Raw genomic sequence first — 17267 nt, 5'->3', positions numbered from 1 at the left:
ATAATCATGAATAGTTAGGGAAAAGATAAAATAAGGTAATCAATTACATATCTGTATCCCAGGCAATTAGTTGCTATTTCCTCTTTATTAAATGGGATATGCTATTTCATGCTTTTTTGAAAGGGTGTTTTAAATGGAAAAAAAAGTATCTGCCATTCCCCAGCCGAAAACATATGGACCGCTGGGTAATCTCCCATTAATCGATAAAGATAAACCGACTCTATCGTTTATTAAGCTGGCGGAAGAGTATGGTCCCATTTTTCGAATTCAAACTTTAAGTGATGCCATAATTGTCGTTTCTGGACATGAACTGGTAGCAGAAGTTTGTGACGAAACGCGGTTCGATAAAAGCATAGAGGGTGCTTTGGCAAAGGTTCGTGCCTTTGCTGGAGACGGATTATTTACTAGCGAGACTCACGAGCCTAACTGGAAAAAAGCTCATAATATTTTGATGCCTACATTTAGCCAACGGGCAATGAAAGATTACCATGCCATGATGGTCGATCTTGCTGTACAACTCGTTCAAAAATGGGCACGGCTTAATCCGAATGAAGACGTAGATGTTCCGGAGGATATGACTCGCCTTACGTTAGATACAATTGGTCTATGTGGTTTTAATTACCGATTTAATAGCTTTTATCGTGAGACCCCTCATCCTTTTATCACTAGCATGAGCCGTGCTCTAGATGAGGCAATGCACCAATTGCAGCGGCTGGATATAGAAGACAAACTCATGTGGAGAACGAAACGTCAATTTCAGCATGATATCCAATCTATGTTTTCTTTAGTAGATAATATTATTGCTGAACGTAAAAGTAGTGGAGATCAGGAAGAAAATGATTTACTTTCCCGTATGTTAAATGTACAGGATCCGGAAACTGGTGAAAAATTAGATGATGAAAACATTCGTTTCCAAATTATCACTTTTTTAATAGCTGGGCATGAGACAACAAGTGGATTGTTATCTTTTGCAATTTACTTTTTATTAAAGAATCCGGATAAGTTAAAAAAAGCCTATGAAGAAGTAGACCGTATTTTGACAGATCCTACTCCAACATACCAACAAGTTATGAAACTGAAGTATATACGGATGATTTTAAATGAATCGCTACGTCTATGGCCTACCGCTCCAGCATTCAGTCTCTATGCAAAAGAAGATACAGTGATTGGCGGGAAATACCCAATTAAGAAAGGAGAAGATCGTATTTCTGTTCTTATTCCACAGCTGCATAGGGATAAAGATGCATGGGGAGACAATGTGGAAGAATTCCAACCTGAACGATTTGAAGAGCTGGATAAGGTTCCTCATCATGCTTATAAGCCATTTGGAAATGGCCAGAGAGCATGTATCGGTATGCAATTTGCACTTCATGAAGCCACTCTTGTAATGGGAATGCTTCTTCAACATTTTGAATTAATCGATTATCAAAACTATCAGCTGGACGTAAAACAAACATTAACGCTAAAGCCCGGTGATTTTAAGATTAGGATTCTACCCCGAAAACAAACTATTAGTCATCCTACTGTTCTTGCACCTACAGAGGACAAGCTGAAAAACCATGAAATTAAGCAGCACGTTCAGAAGACACCTTCTATTATTGGGGCTGATAATCTTTCACTTCTTGTTCTGTACGGCTCGGATACAGGTGTAGCAGAAGGTATTGCAAGAGAATTAGCAGATACAGCTAGTTTAGAAGGGGTTCAAACGGAAGTGGTAGCTCTTAACGATCGAATTGGAAGTCTACCGAAAGAAGGAGCGGTTCTTATTGTAACTTCTTCTTATAATGGAAAACCGCCAAGTAATGCAGGACAGTTTGTGCAATGGTTGGAGGAACTAAAACCAGATGAGCTAAAAGGTGTTCAATACGCAGTTTTTGGTTGTGGAGATCATAATTGGGCTAGTACCTATCAACGGATTCCAAGATACATTGATGAGCAGATGGCTCAAAAAGGAGCAACAAGGTTTTCTAAACGCGGAGAAGCAGATGCAAGTGGTGATTTTGAGGAACAGCTCGAGCAATGGAAACAAGGCATGTGGTCTGATGCGATGAAGGCATTTGGATTGGAATTTAACAAAAATATGGAGAAAGAGCGTAGTACTTTGAGTCTGCAATTTGTCAGTCGTCTTGGAGGATCTCCTCTTGCACGAACATATGAAGCAGTTTATGCAACTATACTAGAAAATCGTGAACTCCAATCATCCAGCAGCGATAGAAGTACACGACATATCGAGGTATCCTTGCCAGAAGGCGCTACATATCAAGAAGGAGACCACCTTGGAGTGCTGCCAATTAATAGCGAGAAGAATGTTAATCGAATTTTAAAACGCTTTGGATTAAACGGAAAGGATCAAGTCATACTGAGTGCAAGTGGACGAAGTATAAATCACATACCTTTAGACAGTCCTGTTAGTTTATTGGACCTTCTTAGTTATAGTGTCGAAGTTCAAGAAGCAGCCACTCGTGCACAAATACGGGAAATGGTAACATTCACAGCATGCCCTCCTCATAAAAAAGAATTGGAAGCATTATTAGAAGAAGGGGTCTATCATGAACAAATACTAAAGAAACGTATTTCAATGTTGGATCTTCTTGAAAAGTATGAGGCTTGTGAAATCCGATTTGAACGCTTTTTAGAACTGCTTCCTGCGCTCAAACCGCGTTACTATTCTATTTCAAGCTCTCCACTTGTTGCACAGAATCGTCTGAGCATTACGGTCGGTGTTGTTAATGCGCCTGCATGGAGTGGAGAAGGGACATATGAAGGAGTCGCTTCTAATTATTTAGCTCAGCGTCATAATAAAGATGAGATTATTTGTTTCATTCGAACGCCACAATCAAACTTTGAATTACCTAAAGATCCAGAAACACCAATTATTATGGTTGGGCCAGGTACTGGAGTTGCACCATTCCGTGGATTCTTGCAAGCGCGTCGTGTTCAAAAGCAAAAAGGTATTAATTTAGGACAAGCGCATCTATATTTTGGTTGTCGTCATCCTGAAAAAGATTATCTCTATCGTACAGAGCTAGAAAATGATGAAAGAGATGGATTAATCTCTTTACACACAGCTTTTTCTCGTCTAGAGGGACATCCCAAAACATATGTACAGCATTTAATAAAACAAGATAGTATCAATTTAATTTCGTTATTAGATAATGGAGCTCATCTTTATATATGTGGTGATGGCAGTAAAATGGCTCCGGATGTAGAAGATACCCTTTGTCAAGCATATCAAGAAATTCATGAAGTCAGTGAACAAGAAGCAAGGAATTGGTTGGATCGTGTGCAAGATGAAGGGCGATATGGAAAAGATGTTTGGGCTGGTATATGAATGTTTCTTAATTAGATACGTATTAACTAATGAACTTCTTTCGAATAAATTTCACTTTATTAGTATCGTGTATTTAGCTGAATAATGATTAACCGGCCTATTTAGTATCTACTAAATAAAAAACAGGACCTGATATGCATCTATCAGGTCCTGTTTCACATAGACATTATACATGGATATTTTCCACACATTATCAATGTTTGTAATGTAGTTAGCCTTGTGGGTCAGCTATAAAATCAGATATTATTTTTTCAATATCGAGAGGAGTAATCCCTTTATCCAAAGAGAAAATAGTTTCTGCTTCTTCGATGTCTTGAACGAGTTCACCTCTAGCTTCAATATGTAATCGGAACAAGTCATATAAATTCGGTTTAACTAAATTAGTTAAAGCCTTTCCAACTAGTATCATACCTTTTTGATTCGCCTCGATGGTATTATCATAAGTTAGATCTCTTGTAAGAGATAAATCTGTCCAAATCAATTTTCGTTCCTTTAAGTCTAAGATAACTGGAATAGAGATTTGGGTGTCGGCAGTAATATCCACTTTATCTTGAACAGTAGAAGGTTCAAATATTTCACCTGAACCAGGATATTGACGAACCATCCAACCAGTAAAGCATTCTGGTAAATCTTTATATGGTTGGTCTGTGTAAGAAAGCAAAGTCATGACTACATAGCGTCCACCATATTTCAGCACAGACGGAATATCGAAATCAATGAATTCAGATGCCCCCTTTGGTGCAGAAGTAATGTCTCCGCTATGGTAGGCTTTGAAATTTTTTGAACGTAAGTTCGTGAAGGATACATGTTCTTTGTATTGCCAATCTTCGTCGTACATTGCAGCAGACAAATCAATGTCAACGCGTCCTGTATGTTGTCCATTCACATAGCCTTCTTTCCACCATAGGAAAAAACGAATCGTATCTCCTTCTGGCAAATCTACTTTACTTCCTCGAGATAATGTGCGAAGCGCTTTGCTGGCTGAACGTTGAGAGAAGGGAACTAAGTGATTTTTTAACTGTTCATCCAAAAATACTTTTCCGAGACTTGGAAGTTTTGCGAAGCGATTTTTTAAAGTATCTTCACACATTTTTACAATCATTAAACAAATATCCTTTGAGATAAATGGAAGTGTATTTTCAATACCTATAGCTTTTGCTACATTTCCCTTTGGAAAAAAGGTACGAAATTCATTTTTATCATTTCGATGCTTAAAATGAGCTGTGAGTTGAAGTAATACAGGAGTAGAAACGTCTCCTATTATACTTAGAAACTCTTCGAGAATATGGAAAACATCTGTTGACTTATCACTACATAAACGGATTAAATGATCCAAGCGTCTGGCAAATTCCCCAGGGCGAGTTTTTAAAAGATTTTTCGCTGTCATGATATCACGATTCAACAAAGCTGCTTCTATTTTTCCATTAAATGTTTCAACTTTAATGTTGTTGCGAAGAATCTCAAATGCTCGGTGGGTTTTTGGGAAACGAGTATGATATTCTGCTGGATGAAGAATTTCACCTAGACGAATCCAACGTTTTTTGTATCGAAGCATATCTTCGGTAATGTTTCCGCATTGCTCTAACAATCCTAAAAGGAAGCGTCTTTCTGCTCGGTTAAACTTCTTGAATCGAACGGAAGATGCTAAACTCACATCGCCTTCAGATAAAGCAACTGCAAGGCGAAGAACATCAGTTGCTGTTTTAAAATACTTTGCAGCAGCATCGGCTGATATTTTTCTGTTTATTAATAAAACTCCAATTATAAAAGACATATTTTCCTTATGAGGAATTACATTAGGTAGAAAACAGGAAACATCTTCAGTGTGTGTAATAGCCCATTCTACATCTGTCTTATCAGTTGAGGAAATAGAGCTGTTTGCACTAATCAATTGAGAAATCATTTGATTGAAATCTTCTTCACTTCCTAAGTTAATAACTTTCAAATCAACGCTATCTAAAAGAGGAAGTCGTTCTTCTACTTTTGATACAGGTAGGCGCAACGTCACATAATGAATAATAGCATTAATGTATAAATCAGCGTCACTTAAATCCATCATTTGTTGCGGAAAGTTTGGATACATAGGAGCAAACTGAATATGTGCACCAACCATTTCTTTTAAATGTTTTACCAACTCTTTGTAAAACGATGTGAATGTATCAACCGAAAGTGTTTGCAACTCTTCTATTAAAGGCTCGGAAAAAGTAAATCCTAAACTTTCCAAGTTTTTTAAAACAGTGGCTAAATAAATGTTCGGTAGTTTATTTTCTTCTCTTTTTATAATTACTTTCAAACTTCTTCTTATGTAAATAGAATTTTTCATGAGAACGCCAGCTATTCACTCCTTATAAAAGAGGGGAATAGTCTGACTGTCCTCCTTTCAGTGGTAGATTTTTATTTTTACATGCATAAACACACTAATTATAGAGAAATGCACTGAGGGTACATAGCTATTTTTTAGTGGAAAATTAGGGGTATAACATTTAGTTGTTAAGTGGTAATTTGTTAATTAAGAAAAGAAAACCTCTACATCAATGGTTGATAAACTAAAGTTTATTCAATCCCAAAGAAGAAAGAGGTTTTATAGTCTAATTATTTTCATAGGAAATTGACAACTCTAAAACAATTTGAAATTTCTACAAAGAAGGAAGAATTGTCATAGCCTATGTGTTTAGCAGGAAAGTAACATCCCTATTTGGTCAAAGAAGTTAGAAGGAAGGAACGTCATAGCCTGCTTTATTAGTATATTCTCTTGCGAAGAGCAATTCAAGTATACTGTCTGATTTTTTATATTTTTCTTAAAGGGGAATTTTCATGTTTATCCCGCATTAACGGGTAGCCCGATTGGTGAGTGGGATTAAAGTTTCACTTTATAAATAGGGAGACCATCACATGCCCTTTTTATAATACTATTACGGGAGGATTTTTATTTTTGATATATTATACCATTTATTTAATGGTATAATATAGTATTAGTTCTATGGAATGGAGTTGAATGAGTATTATAAATACAAAAGGTGAAATTAAAAAAAACAAAAAGAAAAGTATTACTAACTATAATTACTATGTTAGTAATTATAATTGGGTTTGGATATTGGAAATTTTTTAGTTTGCAAGGTGTTCCAAAAGGGGAATTCATTCGAACAGTGAAATCTCCAGATGGAAAATATCTCATCAAGACTTATTTTCATAATGCAGGATCATTAAGTGCGGATGCTGTTAGGGGTGAATTAGTTAACCTTGATACAGATTCAGAGAAAAATATATATTGGAACTATCCAGATACAGATCCAGATATTGAATGGGTAAATAAGAATATTGTTAGAATTGGAGATCAAACTTTAGATGTTTCACAGAAAGAAACCTATGATTGGCGTGATGACGATAAGCACGTTAAAGAAATGCCTAAACAGTTTATTAGATAAAATAAGAAAAATTAAATTTATTTAATCTTATTCGTTTAACTATAGATAGGATTATATGAGTGAAAAAGTCCATTTAGATTTTCTAAATGGACTTTTTTAGGTTTCTAGATACGACTACTGATAAAAATGGAACAAACTTGTTACTTAGGTTGTCTATTAAGTATACGTATAAAACAGGGGTTCATGATAGTTCACTCATTTTATGAAAAGTGAGATGCAAGAGAGTGATATCCGATACACTCTTTAATTGTATCGATATGTATAACACCTAAAAAAACATATATTCTTGAAAGAGGTTGAAAATGTATGATAGTCTTAAACAAGTTTTTTAACATTTTACATTACAAAAAGGTGGTACCTGTAGTATTCCTTTCATGTGCAACGCTTATAGGCTGTTCCGATGGCAATACTCAATCTGAATTACCTAAACAAACGAAACAAACAAAACAAACAAATCAAACCAAACAAGAAACTACCGGTAATGATTCTTTTGCTAAACTTGAAAAAGAATTTGATGCTAAACTCGGTATTTATGCATTGGACACTGATACGAATCAAATCGTTACGTATCAATCAGATAAACGGTTTGCATACGCATCTACCCACAAAGCTTTAGCTGTGGGAGTACTTTTACAAAAGAAATCAATAGAAGATCTAAATCAAAGAGTTTTGTATACTCGTGAAGATCTTGTTAATTACAATCCAATTACAGAAAAGTATGTTGATAGGGGTATGACTCTGAAAGAGCTTGCAGATGCTTCCCTTCGATATAGTGATAATACTGCGCAAAATCTTATTCTTAAACAATTAGGTGGACCTAGTGAATTCAAAAAATCACTGAGAGAAATAGGAGATACCGTTACAAATCCTGAACGTTTTGAACCAGAGTTAAACGAAGTGCATCCAGGAGACGTACATGATACTAGTACCCCAAAGGCATTAGCTACTAGTCTTCAGGCTTTTGCGCTAGGAGATGTACTTTCAACTGAGAAACGGGATTTATTAATAGATTGGATGAAAAGGAATACTACGGGAGACAACTTAATTCGTGCTGGAGTTCCAGGAGGATGGGAAGTAGCTGATAAGACGGGATCGGGATCTTATGGAACCAGAAATGATATCGCAATTATTTGGCCACCAAATAAAAAGCCAATTGTTCTTGCGATACTTTCTAATCATGATAAAGAGGATGCTAAATACGATGATAAGCTTATTGCAGAAGCAACCAAAATAGCGCTGGGTGTCTTAAAAGCTAAAAATAAATAATAATAGTATTAGTTATTGAAGTTTTCCTGTTTTTCCGTCACAATACTGTGACGGTCTTTTTGTGTATTTTACAAAGAATCGTCTTAAGTAAAGAAAAAAGATAGAAACCATCTCTATTAAGTTTATTAACTAAGTAACAACAAATATATGCTTTATTGAATACTTATTGCATTTAATGTGGAGGAATAATATGGAGTCAAAAATTCTTATTGTTGATGATGATAAAGAGATTAGAAATCTTATCTCTGTATATCTAGAAAATGAAGGCCTAAAAACTCAAAAGGCAGAAGATGCTATACAAGCTTTACAACTGTTAGAAGAAAAGGAATTTGATTTGGTTATTTTAGATATTATGATGCCGAATATGGATGGCATTGAAGCATGTATGAAAATTAGGGAAGATCGCAATATGCCTATCATTATGCTATCTGCAAAATCTGAGGATATAGACAAAATTCAGGGCCTAGCCTCTGGTGCAGACGATTATTTATCAAAACCGTTTAACCCATTAGAATTAATCGCTAGAGTGAAATCCCAATTAAGAAGATTTAAAAAATACAATACGTCCGTAGAACATAATAAAAGCATTCTAGAAATTGGTGACTTAACCGTAAATACAGATACACGTCAAGTATGGGTAAGAGGAAAAGAAACAAGGTTAACTCCAAAAGAGTTTGCTATTCTCGAACTACTTGCCCGCAATAAAGGGATTGTCCTGAGTGTAGCAAAAATATATGAAGCAGTTTGGAAAGAGGTTTTTTATAAATCAGACAATACCATCATGGTGCATATTACAAAAATAAGAGACAAAATTGAAGAGGATTCTAAACATCCCATTTACATTAAAACTGTTTGGGGAATTGGGTATAAAATATGAAGAATGTTAGTTTCAGAAATAAGATCATTATAAAACTTCTTGGTGCTGTTGCAATTAGTTTTTTTATTTCATTTGGTTTAACAATCCTCATTTTGGCATACGTCATAGATCCATTATTTATAAAACACGAAGAATTTGGTATGTTTGAATTCAATGTCGCAATGTTGTTCTTATTCGCGTTCGCAATCTTTACCTTTATTATACTTTTTTTGATATTGGTTCGAAAGAAAATAGTATATTTGAAGCTTATTTCTGATAACGTGAATGATATTGCCAATGGAAAACTAGGTCTAACAATTGGGATTAAGGGGAAGGACGAATTGACCCAACTTGCTAAAAATATCAACTATATGTCTAAGGAATTGGAAAATACATTTGAACAAGAAAGACGATTAGAACGTACAAAAAATGAGCTCATAACTAACGTATCTCATGACTTACGCACACCGTTGACATCTATTATTGGTTATTTAGATTTATTAAAAAGAGGGCAATACAACAATAACACACAATTACAGGAATACCTTGAAACCACTTATTCAAAGTCACAGAGACTGAAATATTTAATTGATGAGCTGTTTGAATATACTCGTTTATCAGGCATAGATGCTAAGTTAAATCTTAATGAAGTTGATTTATCAGGTCTGTTGGAGCAAATAGTTGGAGAATACATTCCTATATTTGAAAAGGAAAGTTTAATCGTTCAAAAATCAATTACACAAGAAATAATACCTATCTTCATAGATGCAGAAAAAATGGTACGTGTATATGAAAATCTGTTTATGAATGCGATAAAGTACAGCATGAAACCATCCCAATTATTCATATGTCTTGAATTAATGGATAACAAAGCAATTTTAAAAGTATCAAATAAAGTCGAGAGATCGCCTGTTAGCGATCCAAATAAATTGTTTGAAAGGTTTTTCAGGGGTGATAAGGCAAGAAAAAATAATCAAGGAAATGGGCTGGGACTTGCTATCTCAAAAAGAATTGTTGAACTTCATGATGGTAATATACATGCAGAATATAAAGATGGCTGGATGTCCTTTATTGTTGAACATCCAATCAAATAGAACGGCTTATGGAATTACAGGTTCCATAAGCTTTTTTTATAAAACTTAAGAATTCTTAAGGATTTTACAGGGTGTTTCCTAATTTTTATAGTTTATCATGGGTGTATTCAAAGTGATGAGGTGAGCAAAGAAGAAAAAAGGAAAGACTTCATTGTAGCTTTAGGGTGAATGCAATATGACTATTTTATTAGTAGTAAACAAACGTAGTAGCTTATTGTAATGAAATAAAAAATGTAGGAGGATATAAATGATAAAGCCAGTTGTAGATGTAAAAAACATTCAAAAATTGTACGGTAAAAAAGGTGAGAATCAATCACATGCATTAAAAGGTGTATCATTCTCAATTCAAGAGGGGGAGTTTGTCGGTATTATGGGGCCTTCTGGTTCTGGTAAAACAACATTATTAAATGTAATTTCAACGTTAGATAAAGCGACAGGCGGCGTTGTTGAAATTGCAGGAACGGATATTACGAGGATGAAGCAGGGTGAACTTTCTGATTTTCGTTCACAAAAGTTAGGATTCATTTTCCAAGACTTTAACTTATTGGAGAATTTATCTATCTATGAAAATATCGCACTCCCACTTTCACTTCAAGGTGTTTCATCTCGTAATATTGGAAAGAAAGTAGAAAAAGTAGCTGATATGTTAGGCATTACAGCTATACTTCAAAAATATCCTTCTGAAGTATCTGGTGGACAAAAGCAACGTTCCGCAGCAGCACGTGCGTTAGTTCATGAACCAGCAATTATTTTGGGAGACGAGCCGACTGGAGCCCTAGATTCTAAAAATGCAACGAGTTTACTTAATGCCATGACAAGCTTAAATAAAGAGCAAGGTGTATCCATTATGATGGTTACGCATGATCCTTACAGCGCAAGTTACTGTCAACGTATTTTATTCATTCAAGATGGTGAGTTATATAAAGAAATTCATCGCGGTAGTACCCGTGAAGAATTCTATAAAGAAATTTTAGATGTGCTTGCAAACTTAGGCACAGAAAAAGCGTAAGGAAGGAAGTTCAATCATGTTATTTAAGCTTTCTATGTCAGGCCTAAAAAGTAAGTTGCAAGATTACATTGTTTTACTTGTTGGTCTTATTGTCTCTATTTCAACTTTTTATATGTTTCAAACGCTAGCATCCAATAAAACGTTCCTTGAATCTAACTCTTCTATTAGGGATATTGTGGCTGTCTTTAAAATTGGTTCCGTTTTGTTAGCGATTATCACATTTTTCTATATTTTATATGCAAACTCTTTCTTATCAGCTCTTCGTCAAAAAGAATTTGGTATGTATATGATGTTAGGAGCAAAAAAGCATAAAGTTACCTTACTTATGTTCATTGAAACAATCATATTAGGTGCCACCTCTCTTTTGATTGGAATTACAATTGGTGTAGGACTTGCAGAAGGTATCGGTCAGCTATTAATGAAACAACTCGAGTTTGCTGGTGAAGGTTATAAAGCATTTTATCTGCCATCAATAGCTATTACTTGCGTCTTCTTCTTTGCACTATTTGTATTATCTGCAATTATGAATAGTATTAAATTATCGCGTATTTCTGTACTGCAACTTGTACATGCAGATGCACAAACAGAACGTGTTGCCATAAAAGGAAAAATGACAGTTGTAATTGCATTCCTTGGTATTCTTTTATTAGGTATTGGTTATGCATCACTGATCTATATGTCATATGCAAATCCGCTAATTGCTTTGGGATTAATGGCCGTCGGATTAATCTCAGCAACCGTTGGTACTTACCTTATATTTGGATCCCTTCTTCCAGTTATGATTAACAAGCTAAAGAGTAATAAAAAACGTAGTGAAAAAGGCCTCAATGCTTTTACTTTTGCACAATTAAATTTCCGCATTAATAGTCTAACAAATGTGCTTGCAACAGTAGCAATTTTAGTGGCTCTTGGTGCTGGTGGAATTGCTTGTGGTATGGCATTTAAAAACAACATTATAAACATGACAGATCAAATGCGAATTTACGATTCAGTCATTCATAATCCAACTGCGGAAGAAAAGACAATTTTGGGTGGTATCTTATTTCAAGAAAAATTTGAATACCATTACAAAGTTGATGATAGGTATGTTTATTATCTTAAAGAAGATGTAGAAAAAAATCGTCCTTTCTTGCAAGGTATGAAAATAGAGAAAGTTTCAGAGGAAGTACCAATTGGTGCATTTTCAATAAAATGGGTTAAAGGAGAGATCGACACAAAACAATGGATTCAGGCTTTCAGAACGATCCAGCCAAATTATATGTATCCTGATTATGAAATCAAAATTGTAGAACAAAACATATACGATGGGTTGAAGGGTAAAGAAAGTACTGTATTTATAGGGAAAACAGATGATTTTGGATCATACATAAAAGAATGGAAAAAACTTGATGAATTACAGATAGCAAAATATAAAAATGTGAAAGCGGAAGAATTGGATAGTAAGTATCAAAAATATATTACGAGTCATGATTTTTCCAGCGGACTAATGTTTATGGGCTTTTTCGTTGGAGTTGCATTTTTAGCAATGATGGCAAGTTGCTTAATGTTTAAAGTTCTGTCGGGAGCATCAAAAGATGTAGCACGTTATCAAATGCTTCGTAAAATTGGTGTTCGCCGAGAATTATTAACAAAATCAATCTATAAAGAGTTATTCTTCATATTCTTATTCCCAGCAATTGTGGGGATTACTCACATATTAGTTGGTATGAACATGTTTGGATCGCTTTTAATCGATCCGTACTTTCGTATTTGGTTACCACTTGTTATTTTTGTAGTAATTTACTCGATTTATTACTTGATTACAGTTCAATTATATAAAGGGATTGTACTCCCGAAAAAAGATTAATGTAATGATGTTATTTATACGAAGTATAGACATAATCGGACCTCGTTTTATTGATTATTTTGAATGGGTACAAGAAATTTAGAAATAATAGGTGGACTAGCACTACAGTCCATAAACTATTTATTTTAGATTTTAAATTAAAAATTTATCTTTTATCTAAGAAGGGGCGCGGCAACGATTACTACTTTTAGGGGCCATTGGCAAGTTTTATTTAATAGGATTAATTTGTATGAGTTTTCTTTAAAGCTTGTAATGCTATAATCTCATAAGTTAAAGTTTCACCCTGAAAATCTATTATTTATAATGAGTAGCCCGAAAGAGAAAGGATTGTTGCCGTGTCCTATCACCATCAAGCAAGGTTGATAGGTATGTATGCGTCACTACGCCATATAGTAAAAATAAAGGCTCAAAAACGGCTTTTGTCGATTTAAAAGCTGCACGGATTTGTTTAATTTTATGAAAAAAAGTAAGAATCACCAATATAATTGGCGGTTCTTACTTTTTTTTACATACATATTATTAGCATGATAGCATTAAAAATTTTTGTACGGAGAGAGAGGTTTCTATATGCTCTATGATGAAAATATAAGTTTAACAGGACGTATTGTATCGCCTGGTGAAGCGCAATATGATTCAGCACGTCAAGCGTTCAACACATTTTTTAATAGATTCCCTTTTGTTATTGTCTTTGCACAAAATACTCAAGACGTTGTGAATGCAGTACGATGGTCGTTACATAATAACGTACCTATCCGAGTACGTTCAGGAGGGCACAATTATGAAGGCTTGTCAGTTTTAGATGGTGGTATTGTAATTGATGTCAGTGAGATAAATCAAATAAAAATAGATCCAACATCAAAAACTGTTACAGTAGGAGCTGGTTGTAAAAATCTCCATCTAGCTGAGCTTCTTGGGAAAGAGGGATTAGCTATTCCTAATGGGGTCTGTCCTAAACCAGCTATCGCAGGAATAGCGCTAGGTGGTGGGCAAGGTATTCTTTCTCGACCATTAGGACTACTACTTGATCATGTCGTAGAAATAGAAATGGTTGATGCTAACGGCTGTGTATTGCAGGTTAATGATCAGGAGCATCCTGATCTATTTTGGGCTTTACGTGGTGGAGGCGGAAGTTTCGGTATTTGTACATCTTTTCGCTTTCGTACTCAGGAAATTAAGACTGTTGGTTTTGTTGAAGTTAGTTGGAGGCATCAAGATTTAAAAGCCGTTATACAGGAATGGCAAAAGTATACTCTACCTACTTCTGATAAACGCTTTACTCCTACATTATTATTGTCTTCAGAAAAGACAGCTCCTGTGTTGATGCATGGGATTTTTCATGGATCAGTTACAGACTTACAGAAATTGATACAACCACTTCTCAAAATTGGATCACCTATAAAGGTAGACATAAAAGAACTCTCTTATTTAGAAGCTATAACGTTAATATCCAATCATCAGCCTACAACTCCTTTTCCATTTAAAAGCGTAGCACCTTTTATGGATTCTTTATTACCTGAAGAAGGTATTGCTACGATTCAACATTTTATGAGTCAATCTCCACCTAATTCTACTGTTTCTATATTTTTTCAGGGCTTAGGGGGGACTGTTTCTGCAGTACCCGAGGAAGCAACTGCTTATTTTTATCGAAAAGCTCTAATGAATATGGTGTTATTTTCCACTTGGGACAAACCTGAGGGAGCTGCACAAGGGATTCGTTGGGTAGAAGCTTTTCGTCACGCGTTAATTCCTTTTACGAAAGGTGTCTATGTTAACACACCTGACCTCTCAATGAAAGATTGGTCGGATTTATATTATGGTGAAAACTTTAAACGATTGACTCAAGTGAAAGCTAAATACGATCCAGAAGATATTTTCAATTTTCCACAAAGCATTCCACCTGTTTATAAAAAATAGAAATCCTTTGCCGACCTTAAATTTTGCAATTTATAAAGAATGATAGATAATCCTTTTTGGAAATAACAATTAAAAGAGAGAGATAACATTGATTATTGACTGTATCAAAAGTTAAATCACTTCTTTACAGAAGGAGAAGGAGAATTAAGTCAATCGGATGAATAGTATAGTCCTGCTAATATCCCAGAGTATGTTATAAATGATATTGCCACTTGGGTGCAAGGAAGAGTGAAATGAAATTAGCAACTATATTTTTAAATGACTATTTTCAGAGACAACAAGTGAATTAGGGGGGACTGGTTTAGAGGAATTCCCACATGAAAAGACCTGAAACTGTCTTCCGTATAGCGATAATAAAGATGTTTAATTTCTAATATAGAAAACAATAGCGTTGCTACATTCAATATGTAGTAACGCTATTTAAATTTTTTAAAACAGGGTTAAATTTTTCAAAAAAATTACCTATCAAAAATAATATTCAACTAAATTCATAAGTTTATCCCGCATTAACGGACAGTGAGACCCCCACCTCAAAATTCAGCGAGAGCAAAAAAGTGAGGTGGGGCGGGCTGCCCGTAAAAGCCCGATTGGTGAGGGCTGATAATCAGTGGGGGATGAACAAAACTCCCACTGATTAAAGTTTCACTTTATCCTTTACTGTATCTTGTAACTACATTTTACCTTGCTGTAGAGAAACAAAAAACATTTTTCTTATTCAATAATTCCAATTTCTAGAGCCTTTTGAACAGCTTCTTCTTTGTTGCGGACTCCTAGCTTTGTATAAGCTGTGGAAGCATAATTTCTGACCGTACCATTCGATAAATATAACCTTGATGCTATGGTAGTGTATCGAAGTCCCTTTGCCACTAGCTGCAATATTTCTATCTCCCTAGCTGTTAGCTCATAAGCGGTTGCTTTTGATTGTGGTGTCTCTTTTTGCTCATCAAACTTCTCAAATATTTTGTGAGACATTCCCTGATCAATCAGTGTCCCACCTTTGTGAATAAGTCGGATCGTATTAGCTAGCTCCAATGTTTCAATAGATTTGAGTAAAAAACCATCCGCACCGTTGCGAAGGGATTCCAACGCCTGTTCGGTATCCTGAAAAGTTGTGAAAATCAATACGCGGATATGTGGCCATTGTTGCTTGATTTTTTTGGTTGCTTCGACTCCATCCATGTGCTGCATATCTAAATCCATAAGTATAACATGGGGTTGAAGGCGCCCACACAAATCGATGGCTTCATTGCCATCCTCAGCTAAACCGACTACATTTAAATCTTCATATCTATCGAGTAGTGTCCTCAAACTTTCCCGAACAAATGGTTGATCGTCTACAATTAACAAACGAATAAGTCCATCTTTTATTTCAGTTTGTCGCGGTATGGTACATGTAACAAGCATTCCTTCCTCTGGCTTTGTATATACAGACAATTGACCTTGCAAGTTCATTGCCCGTTCTTTCATCGCATTCATACCAAAGCCTTCCTGCCATTCTACATTTCCTTTTCCATTATCTTGAACTTCTAACCTCGTATATTGTTCGTCAAACTGCAATGAAACTATAATTTCAGTCCCCTGACCATGACGTACTGCATTCGTAAGGGACTCTTGTAAGCAACGAATGAATGCGATCTTCGCTTGCCGAGACAGCTGATATTCCTCTCCGAATGTCCTAAAACTTACATTTACCTGAGCGTGCTCCTGAAATTCGGCTCCAAGATTTTGTAGAGATTGAATTAAGGAAGGCGATTGACATGAAGAATCCATTTGATGTAGGTAACCTCTCACGTCCTCGATACTTTTCCGTCCCATTTCAAGCAGAGAGTCTAGCCTCTGTATACCCATTTCAGTAGAAAGTTCGGTACGCAACGTTTCCATCCCCATAATAATAGAAGTATAAGCATGACCAACTGTATCATGAAGCTCACTCGACAGTCTGTTCCGTTCTTCCGCCAGTGTGATGCGTTCAATCTGAGACATATATTGCTCAAGTACCGCGTTTTGTTTACGAATTGATTCATTTTGTTTATGATTGACGATTAATAAATGAAAAGCGAAGCCCATTACATAAGCAAGTCCATAGTAGGTAACCAAAATCCAATAGCTATTACTTGGCGCAACCGCATAGAGAATTCCAGTTGTTATAAAAACTGTTGTTGGAGCTGTCCAATAATAGGACAAATGCTTACTATTCGCAGCAATTAGAAAAGCCGATATCAGAAATGTAACGTTAGCTTCCGGAAATAAAGAGGTTAAATATATACACAGTCCACCATATAGCAGTATTTCTGTGAACAAGTAATATTTGTAATTGAACAGTAAGGCTACCCATGGAATCGAGAAGGCAACAACCTCCCAAAAAATAACAATCCAAAGTGGCAATGTTAAACTATCCTGAAAATCTAATGTGGTTATGGCGATAGAGACACTAACAAGTATACGGACTCCTAACATAATCCAATCGTACCAAAACCAATACTTAACCATATCTAACAAGTCATTTACCCCCTAAATAGCCTACCT

10 protein-coding genes and 1 pseudogene are annotated in these 17267 nt (G+C 35.4%); 9 read left to right on the top strand and 2 right to left on the bottom strand.

What is annotated here, in order from left to right; translation table 11 throughout:
- The first annotated feature begins 133 nt into the window (after nt 1-133).
- A complete protein-coding gene (cypD, locus tag BCG9842_RS15720; protein ID WP_000412781.1) occupies nt 134-3331 on the top strand; it encodes a bifunctional P-450/NADPH--P450 reductase in 3198 nt (1065 codons plus the stop codon).
- 211 nt (nt 3332-3542) lie between these two features.
- On the opposite strand, the gene BCG9842_RS31035 is transcribed toward cypD, so the two are convergent.
- Nucleotides 3543-5654, bottom strand: coding sequence for a TerD family protein (locus BCG9842_RS31035; RefSeq protein ID WP_000798033.1), 2112 nt, complete (start codon nt 5652-5654; stop codon nt 3543-3545).
- 742 nt (nt 5655-6396) lie between these two features.
- On the opposite strand from BCG9842_RS31035, the gene BCG9842_RS15710 reads away from it, so the two are divergent.
- The 8 genes and pseudogenes from BCG9842_RS15710 to BCG9842_RS31360 all read left to right on the top strand — a co-directional run.
- Nucleotides 6397-6756: a DUF5412 domain-containing protein gene (locus tag BCG9842_RS15710; protein WP_015945844.1), complete on the top strand. Its 360-nt coding sequence runs from the start codon at nt 6397-6399 to the stop codon at nt 6754-6756.
- A gap of 306 nt (nt 6757-7062) precedes the next feature.
- Nucleotides 7063-8022 (top strand): class A beta-lactamase, encoded by a 960-nt coding sequence (gene bla / locus BCG9842_RS15705; RefSeq protein ID WP_000636471.1) that lies wholly within the window; start codon nt 7063-7065, stop codon nt 8020-8022.
- Nucleotides 8023-8212: 190 nt separating this feature from the next.
- Nucleotides 8213-8899, top strand: a complete 687-nt coding sequence (locus BCG9842_RS15700) for a response regulator transcription factor (RefSeq protein WP_000444081.1) — start codon at nt 8213-8215, stop codon at nt 8897-8899.
- Nucleotides 8896-9972, top strand: a complete 1077-nt coding sequence (locus tag BCG9842_RS15695; RefSeq protein ID WP_000800283.1) for a sensor histidine kinase — start codon at nt 8896-8898, stop codon at nt 9970-9972. Before BCG9842_RS15700 ends, BCG9842_RS15695 begins: the two co-directional genes overlap by 4 nt.
- A 247-nt stretch (nt 9973-10219) precedes the next feature.
- Complete coding sequence (locus tag BCG9842_RS15690) at nt 10220-10981, top strand: ABC transporter ATP-binding protein (protein ID WP_000595169.1); 762 nt, start codon at nt 10220-10222, stop codon at nt 10979-10981.
- 16 nt (nt 10982-10997) lie between these two features.
- Entirely contained in the window at nt 10998-12827 is a 1830-nt protein-coding gene (locus BCG9842_RS15685; protein WP_000897822.1) for an FtsX-like permease family protein, read from the top strand.
- A gap of 567 nt (nt 12828-13394) precedes the next feature.
- Complete coding sequence (locus BCG9842_RS15680) at nt 13395-14741, top strand: FAD-binding oxidoreductase (protein ID WP_000964999.1); 1347 nt, start codon at nt 13395-13397, stop codon at nt 14739-14741.
- A 42-nt stretch (nt 14742-14783) separates the two neighbouring features.
- Nucleotides 14784-14978: pseudogene (locus BCG9842_RS31360) on the top strand (alpha/beta hydrolase); the annotation flags it as partial.
- A gap of 474 nt (nt 14979-15452) precedes the next feature.
- On the opposite strand, the gene BCG9842_RS15675 reads toward BCG9842_RS31360, so the two are convergent.
- Nucleotides 15453-17240, bottom strand: a complete 1788-nt coding sequence (locus tag BCG9842_RS15675) for a helix-turn-helix transcriptional regulator (protein ID WP_000886420.1) — start codon at nt 17238-17240, stop codon at nt 15453-15455.
- Nucleotides 17241-17267: the final 27 nt, after the last annotated feature.

Origin of the sequence: Bacillus cereus G9842, assembly GCF_000021305.1 — a bacterium.
Taxonomy (GTDB): domain Bacteria; phylum Bacillota; class Bacilli; order Bacillales; family Bacillaceae_G; genus Bacillus_A; species Bacillus_A thuringiensis_S.
The sequence above is the reverse complement of the archived record's forward strand: the minus strand, read 5'-3'. Positions and strand labels throughout refer to the sequence as shown.